Source organism: Rhabdobacter roseus (genome assembly GCF_014202275.1).
In the GTDB taxonomy this organism is placed as follows: Bacteria; Bacteroidota; Bacteroidia; order Cytophagales; family Spirosomataceae; genus Rhabdobacter; species Rhabdobacter roseus.
This window is the reverse complement of record NZ_JACHGF010000002.1, coordinates 997,685-1,017,259: the sequence shown is the minus strand read 5'-3', so window position 1 is coordinate 1,017,259 and position 19,575 is coordinate 997,685. Positions and strand designations below refer to the sequence as shown.

Genomic DNA, 19,575 nt, shown 5'->3' with positions numbered 1-19,575 from the left:
CTGACGGGGCTGACGGCCGGAGAGGTGTACTTTGTGCGGGTCTATGCGGCCCATTCCTGGAACGGTGTGATTACCCGCATTAGCTTCAATGTCTGCGTTACCACTCCCTCGGCGCTGCCTCCCAACGACGAGCCAGTCGGGGCGGTAGCTCTGATGGTAAATCCTGACAAGAACTGCAGCACCTCCACGCCGGGCAGTACCATCGGCGCGACTCAGAGCAGCAAAGCGGCCTGCCAAGCTGGCCGCAACGACGACGATGTGTGGTACAAGTTTACGGCCACCCAGGCTTCGCATATCGTGCGGCTGCTGAATATCACCGGTGTTTATGGAGAAACGGGCAGCCCCTACCGCCATATCGAAGTTTTCAAGAGTGCGTCCGGTCAGCCCGACGAGCGCATTGCCTGTACAGGTTTGGGTGACACGGAAGCTTTGCTGACGGGGCTGACGGCCGGAGAGGTGTACTTTGTGCGGGTCTATGCGGCCCATTCCTGGAACGGTGTGATTACCCGCATTAGCTTCAATGTCTGCGTCCTAACTCCATAACTCCTTCTGCCAATAAGGATGAGCTAGGTTTAGGGTATTAACGTTCACTATAAAAGTCGGGAGCTACGCATTGTGTAGCTCCCGAAAAAATAGCTTGCGAGTCAAACATAATGCGGCTTTGATGCCTCGTTTGGGGTAGTTTCCAAAACTACATCACTGCGTTAGTCGTTCAGAGAGCGACTAATGCAACAGTTCAATAGCTACGTGGCGGCTAGAAATACCAGCAATCATTCTTCTAGGTATCCCCGCTGAGCGTAGCCTCCGACTACGTTTGTGCGTCTTTGGTCTCCGACCGAAGAGAGTACTCCACTCCCCCCGAACGTAGCGAAGCGTCGCCCAGTTGCAAACTAGGTCCTATTAGGGAGCTTTTTCAGGCTGCCTCGGTGCCCTCACCCCACCTTCCCATAAAAATCCCGCTGAAAAGCCCGGGGCGATTGGCCAACGCACTTTTTAAAGACGCGGTTGAAGTGGGTCACGTTCTCGAAGCCCGTCTGGTAGGCTACCTCGGCGAAGCTGGCAAACTGGCCCGATAGAATGAGCTTGCAGGCCTCGCTGATGCGCATTTCGTTCAGGAAGCTCACAAAGGTTTTGTCGGTATGTTTCTTGAAGTACCGGCAAAAGGCCTGGGGCGTCAGGTTGGCTACTTCCGCAATGGCCGCCAGCGAGACCGGCTGCTGGTAATGCGCTACCAGGTACTGAAAAATGCGGTCCATGCGGGTACCTTCGGTGTCGGTGATGGTAGGGCCGGACGTAGGCGGCGAAAGTACCTGCCAGGCGGGTAGTTGCGCCAGCCGGTGAAGCAGCTGGATAAAGGCTGCCACGCGCGGCCCTTCCTGTCGGTGCTGTACTTCTATCATCGCTTCCGTCACGGCCGGTACCTGCTCGGTGGGTACCTGCTGGCTGGGCGTTTGGTCGGACACCCATTTTTTGAGGAGCGTCAGTTCCGGGAGCTGGAGCAGCGTATGGGCCAGGTAGGTGGGGTTGAAAAAGAACGAGAGCGCCCGAACCCCCAGGGTAGAGTCGGCGGCAAAGTAGGGCGCATCGCTCTTGAACAGGTGCGGCTGGTTGGCCCCGATCAGGTACACGTCGCCGGGCTGGAAGCGCTGCGTGTGGCTACCCGTAATGAGAATACCCGTGCCCTCCTGCACCCAAGTGAGCTGGAGCTCGGGGTGGCGATGCAGGTGGTTGTAGAAGTGCGGTAGCTGGTCTTCCTGCACCATCACGGTGGTTTCCTTGGCAACGGGAATCGTAAAGGGGATGATCTTCATAGCGGAGTTACCCAAAAAGGCCGATAAGGAGCGTCGGGAGGGTAATATACAAAAGAAACAGGACTCAACGAGTCCTGTTTCTTGCATTCGTGTGTGTATAGGTAAAATAGGGAGGGTTTATCGTCTTACTACCCCGCCCGGTCCTTGCGGACGGTTGGTGAAGGTGATCCGGCGCGAGAGGTTTTCCAGGTCCTTGATCAGGTTGCGGGTTTCGCGGCTGGTCAATTTGCCGTTGGACAAGTACTGACGCTCGCGCTGCTCGATGCGCTGGTATTCGTTGAGGAGGCGCACGGCTTCGGTGGTATTGAGGATGTCTCTTTCCAGGCCGCGGGCTATCTTGGTGCGTACCTCCTGGTCGAGCTGTTGGATCTGAGCGATGGCCTGACGCTCATTGGCCGTCATCCGGTTCGAGTTCATGGTGACGCGTTGGGCGAATACATTCAGGCTTCCAACTACGATCAGGGCGAAGAGCATTAGGGTCTTTTTCATGGCTAATAAATGTTTGTTGGTTTTCGGTGGTTAGAGGTACTTTCCCACCGGGTAGTTTAACGGGGAGGTTGTTAACGTATGTTAATGGCTGTGAATCGAACATTAGCCTAAGCCACGTTTTAGGACACTTAACCCTGCAAATCTGCAATTAAATTGCAGATTTGCAGGGTTAAGTGTGGGTTTTGCGGTGAAAACCTTATTTTTGTTTTGCATGTAGGTATGATATTATATGGATTTAGAACGAATAGTGTCTTCAACTTTTTTGAGATATATCGAAGCGTTTCCATGCGTAGCACTTTTAGGACCCCGGCAGGTTGGCAAAACTACCTTGGCTAGAATGTTAAAAAAGCAGATACCCAAGGAGACCATTTACCTGGATTTGGAATCGGACGAGGACTTAGAGAAGTTAAAACAAGCGGAGCAGTATTTTGATCAAAGGGTGGACAAACTACTTATTATCGATGAAATTCAGCGAAGTCCTGCTTTAATTCGATTACTAAGATCAGTTATTGATAAGAGCCGCCACAATGGAAGGTTCATTATTTTAGGCTCGGCTTCGCCTGAACTTCTTACTCAAAGTGCCGAATCACTGGCAGGTCGAATTGCTTACCTTGAGTTGCATCCTCTGGTGTTTCAGGAAATTAAGCCTACGTATCACTTCGATGATTTATGGCTCAAAGGAGGCTTTCCTACCAGCTTTTTGCAGGCTGATTTAATGCTGAGCTTTGAGATGCGAATACAGTTTATCCATACCTACTTAGAACGAGAACTACCTATTTTGGGCTTATCTGCCTCGCCTATTATTCTGCGAAACTTGATCAGAATGGTGGCTCATAGCCAAGGTCAAATTGTCAATTATACAGAGTTATCCAACTCATTAGGAGTGGAAATCAATACCGTAAAGCGCTATTTGGATTATTTTGAGAACGCCTTCTTAATACGCAGACTTCCCCCTTTTTTTACAAATTCAAAGAAAAGATTGGTTAAATCACCTAAAATATTCATTCGTGATACGGGTATCCTTCATACGCTTTTCAATCTTGAAACTCGGGAAGATTTAGATGGCTTCAACGGCAAAGGGAACTCTTGGGAAAGCTTTGTAATTCAGCAGGTAATGGCTCAGCTTCGACCTAATGTTTCCGCCTATTTTTACCGGACGCAGGATGGTTCGGAGCTTGATATGGTATTGGTGCGAGGGGTCGAACCGGTCCTGGGACTGGAAATCAAGTACTCAAATGCGCCCAAGATCAGTAAAGGAACTACGCTTGCTTCGCAGGATTTGGGCCATATCCCGATCTTAGTGGTAACTCATTCTGTGTCCGAAGATTACGATTATAATACTTTAGTAAGAATCACAAGTTTCGAGCGGCTTTTTGATTATCTAATTACTTATCGACTGATCTGAATAAAGGATACTTAAGCACCTCGAAAGTATCAAAGAGGACTTTTTAAATTTTGAATCTCAAAGATACCTACCGCGTCACGGGCGTGAGCGGAAGGGGCCGCACGGTATAGCCCTTTTTACGCAGCAGAGAAATGAGGCCCGTTTGGTACCAGAGGTGCGCGCAACCTACCATGATCAAACAACTTTTCTCCGACAGGGTACTTTCAATTTTGGGCATCCAGGCTTTGTTGCGCACCTTGAGCGAGGGGTGCATGGCATCGACAGAGTCGGGCTGGTTGAGTTTGTAGTCGATGGCAAGCTGCTGGTAGCGTTCGGCGTCCTGCTGCTGTTCTTCCGGAGGCGTGTTGTAGATATTCCAGCCGGGCAAGTGGCTGTTTTTAATGCGGGCTAAGGTCTGATCGACGGACTGGCGAGCGGCCTCCACGTCAACAAATTCGTGGATGCGCCCCGGTGCCGCCTGGGGCTCCTCCAGGGCGTCGGCGGGTTTTCCCGTGGCCGTAAAAAGCGTGAACAGGTCCAGATCCATGTACTTGGTGATGCCGTTTGCTCCGGGGGTACTTTGCACCGCCGTGAACAAAATGGCGCTGTTGAGCTCGCCCACGGTCATGGCGGCGGCATCGGGGTTGTTAACAATCCCTTCCCCAACCTGAGCGATAAAAAAGGAGTCGATGGTACTGAATTGGCGCGGCGTCAGGATAGCCAGCGCTTTCAGCGGTGGGCTTGCCGGGGTACTTGGTGCGGAGCTCGTGCTGAACCCTTCACTGAGCATGAATTCGGTGCGGTCAAGTACCTCCCTGATTTCGGAAAAACGGTAAAGCCACGCTCCTTCCAGCAAATGGTACGTACCCAGCAGGTACGAGGGTTTGGAGGTACCTGGGCCCGTCACTTCCCACAACACGGTCCGGGGCATGTCGTCGGCGTTAGTCGCGGACTGGGCGTACACACCCAGGGGGAAACTAAACAGCAGGAGCAGGAGGTACTTCGTCATGGCTTTAAAAGTACCTACCACTACCCAAACTACTTGTTGTCGAAAGGGAGATTAAAACCAAAGTACCCTCCGTTTCGCGCTTTTTTGGCGGAGCAGGTAGGGTACTTGGGCTTTGGTTTAAAAGGTACTTTGAGGTGCCTGGTAAGCACTACTTCTTGCCGGTGGCGCTTTTGATGGCGGCGGTTTCGGCGGGGTCGATGGGGCTACCGTCGGCTTTCAGGATTTCGTGAAACCACACCGACGGCTCTCGGCCGTTGACGTACGGGTTCTGCCAGCTGTCCCAGGGGAGGTAAGTTTGGGATTTGCCGGCCACGAAGCCCCAGTTGATCATGCCCACGTTATACTTCTTGGCCACGGGCAGGTGCGTCTGGAACTTGCTGTTGGCACCCCGCGCCATGAATTCGGTGCAGATCATCGGCCGGTTTTGGGTTTTTAATTCCTTGATTACCCGCTCAAACGACTCCACGTCGGAGTAGTGGTGGAAAGTCAGGATGTCAGAGTGCTCAAACTGTATTTTCTCCATGGCGCTCCAGTTCTTAGGATTACTCATGTTGCGGTCTTTACTAAAAATCCAAACGCCCGACGTAAGCGGCTGCGTAGGGTTGACCGACCGCGCCCAGCGGAATACCTCGGGCAGCAGGCGGGTCACGATATCCTTTTTGCGCTCGGGCTCCTGCTTCAGGTGGTTGCGGCCGTAGCTGTTGTCGTTGGTGTTGTCGGGTTCGTTCCAGACGTCCCACAGCAGGATGCGCGGGTCGTTTTTAAAGGCTCCCACCACGCCTTTTACGTAGGCTTCCAGGCGCGGATACTGCGACACGTCCGTCAGCGCCTCGGCACCGGGACTTTGCAGCCAGCCCGAGTTATGAATGCCCGGCTGCGGCGCGCGCTGGGTACCTGGCTTGGGGAAGGGGTCCCAGCAGGAGTCGAAAAGGACCAGCATGGGGCGGATTTTGTGTTTGGCACAAATCCCCAGAAACTGATCCAGCCGCTTCTTGAAGCCCTCGGGGTCTTCCCAGAGCAGGTCGTGGAGGTACACGCGGGCGGTATTGATGCCCAGCGCCTCGGCCCAGCCCAGCTCTTTGTCGATGGCGGCGGGGTCGAAGCTATCGGCCTGGAACATTTCCAGCTGGTTGATGGCGCTGGCCGGGTTGTAGTTGGGCCCGAAGAGCCAGGGTTGTTTCTGGTACCAGGCGTCGGCTTTGGCCTGCGTCCAGCGCTCGGGCGTTTTGGGCTGGGCCAGCGCGTACAAGGTACTTGTGAGGAATAGCAGAGAGAAAAGGAGTTTTTTCATGTGGTTTGGTAAAAGATAAATCAGGAACGAAGCAAAGGTACTTGAAAGCGGTTTACTCCACGGTATTTTCAATTTTCAAATACATCTCGATATGAAGAAAAGAGCTCTAGCGAGGTACTGGCAGGGGTTTTCGGGACAAAGGCGAGCCGAAATCGGGCGTGCCGTCGGTGCGCCAGCCAAACGGCTGGGCGTGCGGGGCGCGCTTGCGGCCACAGCCGTCGCCCGCGCTCGGGTTGGCATGGTACAGGATCCAGTCCTGGCCCGAGGGCGTCCGGAAAAAGGAGTTGTGGCCCGGCCCGTAAATGCCCAGCTCAGGTACCTGCCTGAACACCGGCTCGGGGTGCTTGCGCCAGGAGCCGGGATCGAGCAGGTTGGCGGTGGCGTCGGCCTGCAGGTACCCCAGCGCGTAGTGGTCGGTCCAGCAGCCACTGGCCGAGAAGACAATGAACAGCTTCTGACTCGTGGGCGACTGCCGCAAAAGCTGCGGACCCTCGTTGACGACGGGCAGGCCGTTGCCGGAGCCGCGTTTTTCCCAGTCGTGGGTAGGCGTGGCGATCCGGACGCGGTCGCCCTGCATGGTCCAGGGGTTTTCCAGGCGCGCGATGTAAATATCCTGGCTCACGTTTTGGTACCCTTCCCAGCCCGACCAGACGGCGTACAGCTGCTGGTTGTGCTCAAACACCGAGAGGTCAATGGCCCAGTGGTCGCCGGGGTCGGCGAGTTTTCCCTTCACGGTCCAGGTACCTTGTAGCGGGTCGGGCGAGGGGTTCTCCAGTACCCAGATCCGGTGGTTTTCGTTGCGGCCGTCGTCGGCGGCTACGTAGATGTACCATTTGTTTTGGAGAAAATGCAGCTCCGGGGCCCAGATTTCCTTGGCGTACGCACCCGTATCCGGCGGCGTCCAGACCACCCGGTGCTCGGCCGAGGCCAGCTCCACGGGCTGGCGGGTTTTCCAGAGGCGCAGGTCGCGGCCGGTGGTGTGGGTGTAGTAGTACCAGCCGTCGTGGTAGATCATCCAGGGGTCGGCCCCGCTGGGTAGCAGTGGGTTGGTAAAGGTCTGGCTTTGGGCCGCGGAACTACTGACCAGGTACCCGGCCAGCAGCACAAGTACCTTCAGGTACCTGTGTGAGAATAGTTGGTTTATCATCAAATAAAAGGCGATGCTTGTTTTTCTACACGATATTTTTTCTAAAAAGTACCTTACTCCGGTAGACCACTTTTGCGTCCAGACCAAAGGCATTGCAAGTACCTATTTCTCTAAAAGCGCATCAGAGCCATTTACAACCCTTACTCAGCAATTCTTTTTTTAATGATTGAATTAACAAGGAATACAGAGAGATCCAAAAGACATGGTTTTTTACCGCTTTTGCTGCTCTAAAATAGTAATATGTATCACGCGATGGGCTTACTATGGATTGTTTTTGTGTTGGTGGTGGGGGCATTGTTTTGTACCTCTACTTGCGAGGAAAGAATAAAGCAGATAAAGACGTGTAGTCGTCAAGGTACTTTACCCACCCAAGGTACCTGCGCCCAGTTCCGGCGGCTTGGCAGGTACCTTGGGTTGGTCATTTCTTAACCATATCGTCCATGAGCCGCGCTATTTCTTCGGAGGATGCGCCGGGCCGGAACTTCACGTACGCGTGTTGCTTGTTGGCTTGGGGGCCAGGTACCCAGCGGTTGCTGCCGTCGTCATTGACGTGGCAGTACCCCTGAGTCTCGGTAGCAAAGTACCTTTCTGATTCCTCCATCAGCAATAAAACCGCCACCTGGTCCCAGCTGGCTCGGCCCGCAAAGTTGTTGTACAGCTCGTAGGCCCGGTACACGGGGCTGGCGGGCGACAGCCGTTTTTTGAGGTGCTCGCCGCCCGTCACGATTGGCTGACCTACCTCCCAGCCCGCAAACACCACGGGTTTTTCCCATACTTGCAGGCAGTACACCGTCGAGAGCGGATCGGGCCGGTAGAAGTTGGCCTCTTTTCCTTCGGGAAAGTACCCGCCCATGCACAGCCAGCGGGCTACTTTTTTACGGACCAGTTCCTGGCCGTTGAGCGGCGAGTACCCATCGCCCTTTGATTGCAGCAGGTTTTGCAGGCTGGTGAGGTGACCCACCGTCACGATCACCACCGACGCATCCGGGCTTTCGCTGAGGAGCTTCCGGTACAGCCCGGTGGCGTCCGGGGCGGCTTCGTGCGTGGCTAGGGTATGCGGAAATTCTTCGGTGAGCTGGCGGGTGTAGCGCGAGTGGTTTTTGAGGACAGGCTGGTTTTTCAGAAAGCCAACGGGGAGTTCGGGGCGGCCCAAATGCGTGTTGATTACGTCCACGCAGGTGGCGGCGTAGGGGTCGTCGCTGGTCACGATCACGCCCAGGAGCTGGATTTTTTGCCGGTCGGCCAGGGTGTGGAGCATGGCCAGCGCTTCCACGTCGTCCACGTCAGAGTCGATGTCGGTGTCCAGGATTACGCGGTACTGAGCCTGGCTGGGCGCGGAGGTAAGCAAGCAGAAGAAAAAGGCGGCGAGGTAAAGCTTCATGGAGTTCAGGAAAAGTTTGGTACAAAGTAATGGCTTCCTTTTAGGATACCCGACATATTTCCCGGAAAAAATGAAAGGTACTTTATTTTGCCCAAAACGCGCCGACGGCTCCGCGGGGGGAGCGAAAAAGTGGTACTTTGGAAGCCATCTGCTGCTATCTTTACGTCCGCATGGATGCATAAAAAACGTTAATCTGACAAAAATCATGACCTGGACTTTGCAGCAAGCCACCACCCCTGACCACTACCGGGCGGCGGTGGAGCTATTTAAAGAATACGCGGCCTCGCTGGACTTTGGTTTGGACTTCCAGAATTTTGATGACGAGCTGGAAATCTTACCGACGATGTACGGCCCGCCCACCGGCCGCTTGTACCTGGTGGCGCTGGAAGATACCTACGTGGGCTGCGTGGGGCTACGCCGCATCGAGAACGAATATACCTGCGAAATCAAGCGCATGTACCTACGCCCGGACCACCGCGGCCTGGGGATAGGAAAAGCCCTGCTGACCAAAACGCTGGAGGTAGCCCGCCAGATGGGCTACAAAACCATCAAGCTGGACACCATCGGCTACAAAATGCCCTCGGCCGTGGGGCTGTACCAAGCGATGGGGTTCCGGGAAACGGCCCCCTACAACTACAATCCGTACGAGGGGGTACTTTACTTTGAAAAAGAGCTGGAACCAGGGCCCCAAACGTAGCAAATGAGCAAAAAAGCCTACCTTTGGGGCGTAGCAAGTACCTCGTCACGCACGTAAAGTACCTATGAATTCAAGGCGTATTTATTGGAACTTCCAGAATGTCAAGAACCGGCTCGTCAGGAATTTCCATACTTTTTTTGAGGGCTTAACTTTCTATACCGGCCTTTTCGTGTTCCTGATCGTCATGTACGATTTGGGCTTTCCCCACATTATCAAGTACCTTTTCTTTGCTAGCTGCTACCTTTTTTACCTGGTTAGTTTCACCATCACCGTAACGCTCCGCACCGTTCGGTTTCCGCCCCCTGAGCGAAATCAAAGGCTTTTTCAGTGGTTTTTGATCACGCTGCTGGCGGTTTTTTGCTACTACAAATACAGCGTGATGCGGTACAGCCCGGACTTCAACTCCGTGAGCTACTACGGTAGTTTATTTCTGTGCTTCGTGCTGATCGTCCTGGATTCGTCGCGCAAAATCCTGACGGTCTACACCCGGCAGTTCAACCCGGCCCTGGCTTTTGTGCTTAGTTTTATGTTGCTGGCTTTGGTGGGCTGCGGGCTGCTGCTGCTGCCACGCTCCACCATCAACGGCATTTCCTTCACCGACGCGCTCTTCACCTCCGTAAGCGCCGTTTGCGTGACGGGCCTGGCTACGCTGGATACGGCCTCGGAGTTTACCCGGCTGGGCAAGTTTTTTATCATGCTGCTCATTCAGCTGGGAGGGCTGGGGGTACTTTCCTTCACGAGTTTTTTTGGGTACTTATACAAAGGCGGGCTTTCCCTCGAAAACCAGCTTTTCCTGAAAGATTTCGTAACGGCCGAGCGCGTCAGCGATACCTTCAAGTCGCTCATGCAAATCATCCTGATCACGCTGGGCGTTGAGCTCCTGGGCGCGATCTTTATCTACTACACGGTGGATTTGGGTACTTTTGCCAATGCCGGTCAGCGTTTTCGTTTCTCGGTATTTCACGCCGTATCGGCTTTTTGTAACGCCGGTTTTTCCACCATGCCCGACGGGCTTTTCAACTCGCACCTCACCCACGACTACGACTTCCAGCTGGTAATCTGTGTTCTGGCCATTGTGGGGGGCATTGGGTTTCCCATCATTGCCGATTTTTCCCATTCGCTCAAGCACTACGGGGCCGAGCTCTACCAAAGGCTGCGTTTTGGAAAACCCATCCGCTTCTTGTCGCGGACGGTCAGCATCAATACCTCGCTGGTGCTGACCATGACGGGCATCCTGCTGGCCAGCGGCATGGTCGTCTTTTTTATTACCGAGTACTACGGTGTGCTGTACGATCACGAAACCTGGGACGGCAAGTTGACCACCGCTTTCTTTGCCTCCATGACACCCCGAACGGCGGGTTTCAACACCTTCGACCTGTCCCTGATGCAGCCCGCCACGGTGCTGGTGTACCTGCTCTTTATGTGGATTGGTGCCTCGCCGGGCTCTACGGGCGGGGGTATCAAAACCACCACCTTTGCGGTAGCCATGCTCAACATCATCAGCCTGGCGCAGGGTCAGGACCGGGTGGAGTTTCGGCGGCGGCAGATCCCGGCCGAATCCATCCGGCGGGCTTTTTCGACCATGATCCTGTCGCTGCTGGTCATTGGCCCCGCCATCCTGATCATCACCGTACTTGAGCCCGGTGCCAAGCTAATCCACGTAGCGTTCGAGTGCTTTTCGGCGTTTAGTACCACGGGGCTTTCGCTGGGTATTACGCCGCAGCTTTCGGATGCCGCCAAAATCGTGCTGGTGTTCATCATGTTTATTGGCCGGGTGGGTACTTTCACGCTCTTCGTGGCCTTCATCCGGCGCGTCCGGGCCACCAATTACAAGTACCCCAAAGAGAATATTTTTATAAACTGATTTCGATATGAAATTTTTCGTGGTAGGTCTGGGCAATTTTGGCGCTACGCTGTCGGTGCAGCTGACGGGCATGGGCCATGAGGTCATTGGGGCCGACATCAATATGAATAAAATTGAAGCCCTCAAAGACCGGATCACGCATACGGTTTGCATGGACTGTACGGACATCAACAACCTCAATACCATTCCCCTGCGGGAAATGGACGTGGTGGTGGTGGCCATCGGCGAAGATTTTGCCGCGTCGGTGCTGGTAACGGCCCTTATGAAGCAAATGAAGGTAAAAAAGCTCCTGGGCCGCGCCTTCGACGACCTGCACCGCACCGTAATCGAGGCCCTGGGCGTGGACGAGCTACTGCTGCCCGAGCAAGACTCGGCCGAGAAAGTAGCCAAGCGGCTTACTATTCCGCAACTGGTCAATTCCTACGAAATCTGCGACCAGTCGGCCATGATGGAGCTCCGCATTCCGCAGCAGTTTTACTACCAACGGCTGTCCGAAACCGGCCTGACGCGCTCGGCCTCGCTGAAAGTGGTGGCCTACGTGCACGTGGATGACAAAAAGAATTTGCTGGGCTACTCGCGCAAGGTAAAGAAGCTGGAACTGAACGTAGCGCCCGACAAAGAACTTCAGCCCGGCGACCACCTCATCCTGATCGGCAACGTGAAAGAACTACAGCGTATCATTGCCAAGTAGGTACTTTGGGGCCATAAAGGTACCTGCCGGTTAGTCCTGGTCGCGCTGGCTGAAGTACTCGTTGATGTCTTTAAATCCATCCTTAAGCCTGCGCTCGTGCGCACTGATGCCCGCCTGCTCGAAGAGCTCCAGAAAAACCGTGCTGGCCGATCGACCGGCGGCGTCGTTGTCGAACCAGAAGCACACCTCGAAGCGCCGAAAACGCTTGGCCCACTCTTTCTTGAACATCGTGACGCTCCCCAGGCTCACCGCAGGCAGGCCCTGCTGGACCAGCGTCATGCAGTCGAAAGCCCCTTCGGTGAGGTACACCACGCGGCCCGTGCGTACCCGCGCCAGCATGTCGACGTTGAAAAGCGTGATCGGTACCCCACTCAGAAACTGGTACCGGGCCGATTTGATCTTGGCGTCGGCCTCGGGAGCACCGATGATCCGGCCCTGCAGGTACGCGAGCTTCCCGTTTTCGTAGTAGGGAATGATGAGGCAGTGCTTGTAAAAAATCAGGTTTTCCTTGTCGTTGTAAAGGCCGCATTCGCGCAGGTCGGAGAGCGCGTAGCGCGAGCGCAGGTAGGTGTTGGCCAGGTGATAATCTTTTATCACAAAAATCCCAAACTGCCGTAAGGTTGCGTCCGAGAAGCCGCGCTGGTGCAGGTACCCCAGGGCGCGCGCCGACAGCTCGTTGTCGGGCTGGGCTTCGCAGTGGGCCTTGAAGGCCTCGTAGATTTCAGAATGCAGCGGCTGGTAGGCGTACTCCTTGGTGTCGGGCAGGGTGTCAGCCGGGATTTCGGTACGGGGAGCCGGATTGCGTACCGGCGGGGGCGTGCGCCGCACGTAGCCAGGTACGTAGTGGTAGGCTAGCTCATGCATGGCCTGCTTGTACTCCTGGTTTGTGAAGCCTGCGTAAAAATGAATCACGTCGCCACGGCGTCCGCAGCCGAAGCAGTAGTAGGTGTTGGTTTGGGGATAAAGTACCAGCGAAGCCGTTTTTTCTTCGTGAAACGGACAACTGATCTTCCGGTGAATATGCAGCGCCAGACCCAGGTCACGCACCACCCGCACAATATCGACTTTCCGGACTTCTTCGAGAATATTCATGAAAGCCAGGGGCTTGGTAAAGGGTACTTTACGGGACACAAAGGTACTTGAACGATTAGAAAATCGCTGCCGGGCACTTTATTAAAAAACAACAAATTTTACCCAAAGTACCTGCTGCAGTCAGCACTTTTGTACTTCAAAAGTAGGTACTTTGAGGGTACTTGTATGGATGCGTAGAAAAAACGACATACTGCTCAAAGGGGCGTTTGAACAAACCTTCCCCGACTTGCTCCGTTTCTTTTTCAAAGAAGCCGATGCGCTTTTTGATCTGGAGCGAGGCTTTGAATTCATGGATAAAGAGCTGCGCGAGCTATTCCCCGAGCTGGAAAAGCGGGGCGGCACCCGCTTTGTGGACCTACTGGTAAAGACCTGGCTCCGCAACGGACAAGCCGAATGGATATTGGTACACGTCGAAATTGAGGGCGGCGATACGCCGACTTTTCCCAAAAGGATGTTCAGGTACTACTACCGCCTCTTGGACCGCTTTGAGGTGGAAGTAGCGGCCATTGCGGTATTTACGGGAGCCAAAAGCCAACAGCGCCCCGCCCACTACCACACCGATTTTCTGGGCACCAGCGTTAGCTATCGGTACAATGCCTACCACATTTTTGACCATACCGAACAAGAACTGCTGGCCATGAATAATCCGTTTGCGTTGGTAGTGCTGGCGGCGCAAAAAGCCCAACTCATGGGCAAAGTACCCGACGAAGAGCTCAGCGAGCAGCGGCTAACCATCGTGCGGGCGCTGCCGGCTAGTAAGCGCTACGACAAAGAACAAATCAGCCATTTTATTTCGTTTCTGGGGGCATTTGTACACGTAAAAAATCCCGAAGTAAACAGTAAATTTGAAAAAGAGATAGAACGACTAACCGGAATCAAAAACGCCATGGGAATCATCGAAGCCATAAAAAAAGCCGAGCGGGAGGAAGGCATGGAGCAAAAAAGCTACGAGGTGGTCAGGAATCTACTTTTAGCCCAAAAATTTACGGTTGCCGAAATAGCCAACTTCGCCAGTGTTTCCGTTCCCTTTGTAAAAAAAGTGGAGAAAGAGTTAAAGCAAAAGTAGCCCTATGAAAAGTACCCTTACGCGGCGGCACTTCCTGGCGGGAGCCGCCCTCTTGCCTTCTCTCGCTTCGGGAGGTACTTTCGCACAGGGTACTTTACGGCCGCGCCGCGCGGGCCGTATCAAGCTGAGCTGCAACCTCTACTCCTTCAATGATCCACTTCGGAAGGGCGAAATGAGCCTGGACCAGGTACTTGAGCTGTGCTCGGAGCTGGGCTTTGACGCCGTGGACCCCACGGGCTACTACTTTCCCGGCTACCCCGAAGTACCCCCCGACAAGTACCTGTTTGAATTCAAGAAAAAGGCGCACCTGCTGGGGCTGGATATTAGCGGTACGGGCGTCCGGAATGATTTTACCCTGGCCGATGCCGCCCAGCGTAGCGCGGACGTAGCCCTGGTGAAAAAGTGGGTAGCCGTAGCCGCCAAACTGGGCGCACCGGTGCTGCGGGTTTTTGCGGGCAAAGAGCTGGCTGAAGGGCGGTCGCGCGCGCAGGCCAACGATTTCGTGGTGGAAGCGCTTCGTCTTTGCGCGGCCTACGGCCAGCAGCAGGGCGTCATGATTGTGCTGCAAAACCACAACGAGTTTCTTAAAACCACCGACGAGGTACTTCACATCCTCCAGCGCGTCGACTCCGACTGGCTGGGGCTCAACCTCGACATCGGGAGCTTACGCCAGGGCGATCCCTACGCCGAAATAGCCCGCCTGGCCCCCTACGCCTACACCTGGCAGCTCAAAGAAAACGTGTACCGCCAGGGCGTCGAAGAAAAAACCGACGTGGCTAAAATCATCCAAATTGCGCGCGAAGCGGGCTACCGGGGGTACTTGCCCATCGAAACCCTGCGCGGCGACCCGCGCGTGCAAGTACCTCGTTTCCTGGCCGAAGTGCAAGCCGCCCTGGGTACCTGAGCCCGGTACTTCGCGGCAATGAAAACATAAGTACCTTGGGGTAGGTTGAATGAAAGAAACGAACTATAAAAACTACTCTAAAAGTACCCCCATGACAACCCAGCAAATTGTACTGGCGAGCCGCCCCCAGGGCCTGCCTACTTCCGATACCTTTCGTTTTGAAGAAATGGAACTACCTCCACTGAGCGACGGCGAGGTACTTGTAGAGCCGCTTTACTGGTCGGTAGATCCTTACATGCGCGGGCGCATGAATGACGCCAAGTCCTACACGCCGCCCTTCAAGGTGGATGCGCCCATCGTGGGTGGGGTAGTGGCGAAAGTTATGGAATCTAAAAGCGAAAAGTACCCTGTAGGTACCCCCGTGCTGGGTATGCTGCCCTGGGCCCAAAAAGCCGTGGCGAAGGCGAGTACCCTACAGAAAATCGATACCGACGCTGCCCCCGCCAGCTACTACCTGGGCATTTTGGGTATGCCCGGCCTGACGGCCTACTTTGGCCTGCTGGACATCGGTCAGCCGCAGGCGGGCGAGACGGTAGTGGTGTCCGGAGCGGCGGGCGCCGTGGGCATGGTGGTGGGGCAAATCGCGAAGCTGAAAGGCTGCCGGGTCGTGGGCCTGGCCGGGTCGGATGAGAAGGCCAAGGTACTTACCGAGGAGCTGGGCTACGACGAGGTGATCAATTACAAAACGACCCAGAACCTGCGCGCGGACCTCAAGAAAGCCTGTCCGGACGGTGTAGATGTGTACTTCGACAACGTAGGTGGCGAAATCACCGATGCTGTCATTACGCTCATCAATCACCAAGCCCGGCTCGTCATCTGCGGGCAGATTTCTCTCTATAACGATACGCAACCGACCCAGGGTCCGCGCTTTTTGCCCAAAATCCTGACGACCAGTTCGCTCATCAAAGGCTTCATCGTGCGGGATTTTGAGGACGAAAACCCGCGCGCCATTCAAGAACTAACTACCTGGGTAAAAGAAGGAAAATTGCACTTTAAGGAAACCATCGTGGAAGGCTTTGACCAACTACCCCATGCTTTCCTGGGGCTTTTCTCGGGCAAGAATCAGGGAAAAATGCTGGTGAAGGCGTAGAGGAGGTTGCCTGAATGATCCTGAGACAGGTATAAAAATGAGTTAGCTTCGTAAAAAATCGCGCAGATGAATCTGTTGAATTCCTTTGAAGGTACTTCCCGCAGAAAATTCATCCATCGTGACGACGTATTTAGGGTAGTGATCGGGAATGGCGGCCAGGTTGCCGAATTCGCGTTGAATGGTACTTTCATCCGCTAAAATATAAGCGACCTGGATGTATACCCGTTCTCCGTTTTTTTCGGCCATAAAATCAATTTCCTGATTCCCCGATCTCCCCACAAATACCCGGTACCCTTTCCTGAGTAAGTGCAAGTACACGGTGTTTTCCATGAGCTTGCCGATGTCAGCCCGGTAGTTGAAGCTGCGGATGCAGTTTCGCAGGCCCAGGTCTTCGAAATAGTATTTTTCCCCGCTTTCAAAGATTTTCATACCCTGAATATCCGCCCGCGAAACCTTATGAATAAAAAACGCATTGGTGAGGGCTTTCAGGTAGTTGATGACCGATTGGGTAGGTATATCGATGCGTTGCGACTTGAGGTACTTGCTAATATTTTGGGCGGAAAATAGGCTCCCCGTGTTATCGGCCAGGTACATGACCAGGTTTTCTAGCAGCGCCACGTTTCGGATGCCCTCCCGGCTTACGACGTCTTTCAGTAAAATGGAGGCGTAGACATTTTTCAGGTACTCAAAAACGATGGTCGGTTCCAGCCCAATATGATGCTGGTAGGGCATTCCGCCCAGGGTCAGGTAGAGCCGTAGGCTCTCGTTGTTGTTCTCTACTTGATTGAATTCCAGGAATTCAGTATAGCTTAAGCCGTGTATGGAAAATTCCATGTAGCGCCCGGCCAGGAGCGTGGCTAGCTCACCTGAAAGCATCGTGGCATTGCTGCCGGTACAGTAGATATCGCACTTGCGTTGATTGAGCAAGCTCCGCAGGCAACGCTCAAAGGCGTTGATTTCCTGCACCTCGTCTATGAATAGGTAGTTTTGTTTAGTCGGAGCCAGGTTTTGAATAACGTACTCATGCAGTTGCTGATGGTCCGTTAGGAACGTAAAATCTTCCAGTTCTTTATCAATATAAATAATATGCGCCTCCGGATCAAGGGTAGTTATCTCCTTCATGAGCAACTTCAGCATATAACTTTTGCCCACGCGCCGCTGCCCGGTCAGGATTTTGATCACCGCCTTGTTCATGAAGGGCCTGATTTTATCCAGGTATTGGGGTCTTTTGATGATTTTTTCTTCCATCGTACTTGAAGATTTTAGCAAAAATAGAAAAACCTTCCAACATATTGGAAGGTTTTTTTGAAAGTACCCTACCCCAAGTACCCCTAAAGTACCTCCAGCGCTTGCTCCAGGTCGCGAATGAGGTAGTCGGCGTCTTCGAGGCCGATGTAGAGCCGCGCCAGGCGGTGGCGTTCCACGGCGGGATCGAAGTCGGCCGGGTCCATACCGCCCGCCTGCGGCAGGATCAGCGACTCGTGCCCACCCCACGACACCGCCACCAGAAAACAGTGCAACGCGAAGGTAAACCGCTCGATCTGAGCGTGGCTGTCGGCTTTTAACAAAATCGTCAATAAGCCGCCCGCGCCGTTCATTTGCTGACGGGCCAGTTCGCGCTGCGGGAAGTCTTCGTCGAACGGGTAAAGTACCCTTTCGATTTTGGGATGCTGCTTGAGGTACTTGACGACCTGCCGGGTGGTTTGCGAAACGCGCTCGAGGCGCATGGGGAGCGTGCGCAGGCCGCGCAGCAGCAGCCAGGCGTCGAAGGGCGGGATATGGGAGCCGGTATTGAGCAGTTGCTCGTCGAAGATTTTTTTGAGCAGGGCCTTGGGTCCCGTAAGTACCCCCGCCAGGGTGTCGGAGTGGCCGCCGATGTACTTTGTGGCCGACTGCAGGCTGAGGTCAATGCCCAGCGCGTGGGGCTTTTGGTAGAGCGGCGTGCAGTAGCTGTTGTCGATGATGGTGAGGATGCCCCGCGCCCGGGCCAACTCCGCCACCGCCGCCAGATCTTGTAGCTCGTAGGTGAGCGTGTTGGGCGATTCGAGGTAGATGATGCGTGTTTCGGGCCGCAGGGCTTTTTCAATGTTTTCTACCAAAGTACCATCCACGTAGGTGGTAAGTACCCCGAAGCGCGGCAGCACGTTGTCGAAGAGCCGGGCCGCCCAGATGTAGGGCCGCTGCACCGATACGATGTGGTCGCCGGAGCGGACGTTGGCCATGACCGCACAGTAGATGGCCGACGCGCCGCTGTTGAACACCAGCGCGTCTTCGGCCCCGTCGAGGGCGGCGAGTTTTCGGCGAAGTATATCTACCGTAGGGTTGATGCCGCGGCTATACACGTAGGTGGACATCTCGTCGCGGTAGGCCGAGCGCAGGTCGGCAAAAGAGTTGAAGGCGAAGTTGCTGGTTTGGATGATGGGCGGCACTACGGCGTTGAAGTACTGGCTGCGGTCTTCGCCCAGCTCGTTCAGAATGTAAGAAATATCCATAGAAGTAGGTAGTTGATACTAAAAACAGCCCGGTGGGCGGCGGTAAGCTACCAAGGAAATTTGGAATAATGAAAGAGTACCTACTCGGGTATTTCCAGCGCCTTCTCTTTACCAAAATTTTGTAGATCTTCTTCCGAAATAATACCCGCCCTGACGGAGTGCACAATGGCTTCGCGGCTGTGTTTGAAGTAGCAGGTTTCTACGCCCATCGCGGCGATGTTGGCCAGTACGGACTCGACGGCTGATTTTTTCTGCTTGGGGGTTTGGCGAATGTACACGGCCCGGATGTTGCGGGGGAAGTACTTGCAGATATTTTCGTAGATGTAAGGGTCGCGCTGCGAGTCGTCGCCCAGCAGGATAAACTGCAGCTGCGGGTAAAACTCAATGATATGCTGGATGTTGCGCTCCTTGTGTTCGTGCGTGCCGCCGCCCGTCATCAGGAAATCGCCCAGGCTATTTTTGATCTTTTTGAGTTTAAGTACCGCTTTGGGCAGGCCGTTGGCCTTGGTAAAGCGCAGGATGTAATCGTAGAGATTCCACTCGCTGCTGGACACGAAAAAGAACGTATTGGCCGGAGACTCGTTGGTAGCGGGGCGGTCGGTGCGGCCCGCCAGGCTGAGCAGCTGGTAGTGCTTCACCACATCGTCGAACGGCTCCCGGGCTTCTACATTTTTGGCCAGCAAAACGTAGAGTTTTTTCAACAGATGACGGCTGTACGAAATCAAAAACGTATCGTCAATATCAGAAATAATGGAATAGGCGCCCTCGTAAGGTACCAGCAGCTCGCCCTGGCGCGTGAGCGGCGGGTAGCCCAGCGCTTCGTCGTCCAGGGTGACGGTGTAGGTATGCCAACCGCTCTTAAGGGGGGTACTTAGGGCCAGGGTGATCCGGAAGTACCCGTCTGACAGGGTGCGGGTGGCTACTTCCAGGTCCCCGAACCGAAAAACGATGCGGGCGTTGGAGATGGTTTTGATCGTAAACAACCGAAGGATGGAACGAATGTGCCGGTACCCCCGGCGCTCGTAGAGATCATCGGCCGAGGGGTACTTGCGAAAAGCATGGCCCTGGACCACTAATTCCTGATTATTGGCGTAACTTCGGTATAGTTTTAATTCCACAGAATGATTCATAAACAAGGTGTAATCATTTAAGATCACTAAACTAAAC

General features: G+C 54.3%; 18 protein-coding genes. 8 read left to right on the top strand and 10 right to left on the bottom strand.

The window, feature by feature from the left end:
• A partial coding sequence (locus tag HNQ92_RS09405) for a hypothetical protein (protein WP_184173466.1) occupies window positions 1-543 on the top strand: 543 nt, incomplete at its 5' end.
• A 389-nt stretch (window positions 544-932) separates the two neighbouring features.
• Here HNQ92_RS09405 and HNQ92_RS09400 read toward each other — a convergent pair.
• Window positions 933-1,811 carry a helix-turn-helix domain-containing protein gene (locus HNQ92_RS09400; protein ID WP_184173465.1) on the bottom strand — a complete coding sequence of 293 codons (879 nt, stop codon included), beginning with the start codon at window positions 1,809-1,811 and terminating at the stop codon, window positions 933-935.
• A gap of 117 nt (window positions 1,812-1,928) precedes the next feature.
• Window positions 1,929-2,300, bottom strand: coding sequence for a hypothetical protein (locus HNQ92_RS09395; RefSeq protein WP_184173464.1), 372 nt, complete (start codon window positions 2,298-2,300; stop codon window positions 1,929-1,931).
• 229 nt (window positions 2,301-2,529) lie between these two features.
• Between HNQ92_RS09395 and HNQ92_RS09390 the strand changes: the two genes are divergently transcribed.
• On the top strand, window positions 2,530-3,705 hold the full coding sequence (locus HNQ92_RS09390; RefSeq protein ID WP_184173463.1) for an ATP-binding protein: 1,176 nt from the start codon (window positions 2,530-2,532) through the stop codon (window positions 3,703-3,705).
• 67 nt (window positions 3,706-3,772) lie between these two features.
• On the opposite strand, the gene HNQ92_RS09385 is transcribed toward HNQ92_RS09390, so the two are convergent.
• The 4 genes from HNQ92_RS09385 to HNQ92_RS09370 all read right to left on the bottom strand — a co-directional run bounded on the left by HNQ92_RS09385 (window position 3,773) and on the right by HNQ92_RS09370 (window position 8,512).
• Window positions 3,773-4,693 (bottom strand): TraB/GumN family protein, encoded by a 921-nt coding sequence (locus HNQ92_RS09385; RefSeq protein ID WP_184173461.1) that lies wholly within the window; start codon window positions 4,691-4,693, stop codon window positions 3,773-3,775.
• Between the two features lie 148 nt (window positions 4,694-4,841).
• A complete protein-coding gene (locus HNQ92_RS09380) occupies window positions 4,842-5,984 on the bottom strand; it encodes a cellulase family glycosylhydrolase (protein WP_184173459.1) in 1,143 nt (380 codons plus the stop codon).
• A 106-nt stretch (window positions 5,985-6,090) separates the two neighbouring features.
• Window positions 6,091-7,131 carry a glycoside hydrolase family 43 protein gene (locus HNQ92_RS09375; RefSeq protein WP_184173457.1) on the bottom strand — a complete coding sequence of 347 codons (1,041 nt, stop codon included), beginning with the start codon at window positions 7,129-7,131 and terminating at the stop codon, window positions 6,091-6,093.
• A 418-nt stretch (window positions 7,132-7,549) separates the two neighbouring features.
• Window positions 7,550-8,512: a nucleoside hydrolase gene (locus HNQ92_RS09370; protein ID WP_184173455.1), complete on the bottom strand. Its 963-nt coding sequence runs from the start codon at window positions 8,510-8,512 to the stop codon at window positions 7,550-7,552.
• A gap of 205 nt (window positions 8,513-8,717) precedes the next feature.
• Between HNQ92_RS09370 and HNQ92_RS09365 the strand changes: the two genes are divergently transcribed.
• The 3 genes from HNQ92_RS09365 (at window position 8,718) to HNQ92_RS09355 (ending at window position 11,764) form a co-directional block, all read left to right on the top strand.
• Entirely contained in the window at window positions 8,718-9,209 is a 492-nt protein-coding gene (locus tag HNQ92_RS09365) for a GNAT family N-acetyltransferase (protein ID WP_184173453.1), read from the top strand.
• Between the two features lie 64 nt (window positions 9,210-9,273).
• Entirely contained in the window at window positions 9,274-11,073 is a 1,800-nt protein-coding gene (locus HNQ92_RS09360) for a TrkH family potassium uptake protein (protein ID WP_184173451.1), read from the top strand.
• Between the two features lie 7 nt (window positions 11,074-11,080).
• A complete protein-coding gene (locus HNQ92_RS09355) occupies window positions 11,081-11,764 on the top strand; it encodes a potassium channel family protein (RefSeq protein WP_184173449.1) in 684 nt (227 codons plus the stop codon).
• A gap of 30 nt (window positions 11,765-11,794) precedes the next feature.
• Here the strand turns inward: HNQ92_RS09355 and HNQ92_RS09350 are convergent, their stop codons facing one another.
• The gene (locus HNQ92_RS09350; protein ID WP_184173447.1) at window positions 11,795-12,856 is read right to left on the bottom strand and encodes a CHC2 zinc finger domain-containing protein; all 1,062 of its coding nucleotides are present in this window, start codon (window positions 12,854-12,856) and stop codon (window positions 11,795-11,797) included.
• Between the two features lie 169 nt (window positions 12,857-13,025).
• Here HNQ92_RS09350 and HNQ92_RS09345 point away from each other — a divergent pair, with 169 nt between their 5' ends.
• From HNQ92_RS09345 to HNQ92_RS09335, 3 genes are read left to right on the top strand one after another with little or no spacing between them, the layout of a single operon-like run.
• Window positions 13,026-13,922 carry an RpnC/YadD family protein gene (locus tag HNQ92_RS09345; RefSeq protein ID WP_184173445.1) on the top strand — a complete coding sequence of 299 codons (897 nt, stop codon included), beginning with the start codon at window positions 13,026-13,028 and terminating at the stop codon, window positions 13,920-13,922.
• A gap of 4 nt (window positions 13,923-13,926) precedes the next feature.
• The gene (locus HNQ92_RS09340) at window positions 13,927-14,826 is read left to right on the top strand and encodes a sugar phosphate isomerase/epimerase family protein (RefSeq protein WP_184173442.1); all 900 of its coding nucleotides are present in this window, start codon (window positions 13,927-13,929) and stop codon (window positions 14,824-14,826) included.
• Window positions 14,827-14,875: 49 nt separating this feature from the next.
• A complete protein-coding gene (locus HNQ92_RS09335; RefSeq protein ID WP_246439833.1) occupies window positions 14,876-15,916 on the top strand; it encodes an NADP-dependent oxidoreductase in 1,041 nt (346 codons plus the stop codon).
• A gap of 42 nt (window positions 15,917-15,958) precedes the next feature.
• Here the strand turns inward: HNQ92_RS09335 and HNQ92_RS09330 are convergent, their stop codons facing one another.
• The 3 genes from HNQ92_RS09330 to HNQ92_RS09320 all read right to left on the bottom strand — a co-directional run bounded on the left by HNQ92_RS09330 (window position 15,959) and on the right by HNQ92_RS09320 (window position 19,538).
• Window positions 15,959-17,164, bottom strand: a complete 1,206-nt coding sequence (locus HNQ92_RS09330; RefSeq protein ID WP_184173440.1) for an ATP-binding protein — start codon at window positions 17,162-17,164, stop codon at window positions 15,959-15,961.
• 83 nt (window positions 17,165-17,247) lie between these two features.
• The gene (locus HNQ92_RS09325; RefSeq protein ID WP_184173438.1) at window positions 17,248-18,408 is read right to left on the bottom strand and encodes a trans-sulfuration enzyme family protein; all 1,161 of its coding nucleotides are present in this window, start codon (window positions 18,406-18,408) and stop codon (window positions 17,248-17,250) included.
• Window positions 18,409-18,488: 80 nt separating this feature from the next.
• A complete protein-coding gene (locus HNQ92_RS09320) occupies window positions 18,489-19,538 on the bottom strand; it encodes an App1 family protein phosphatidate phosphatase (protein ID WP_184173435.1) in 1,050 nt (349 codons plus the stop codon).
• Window positions 19,539-19,575 lie beyond the last annotated feature (37 nt).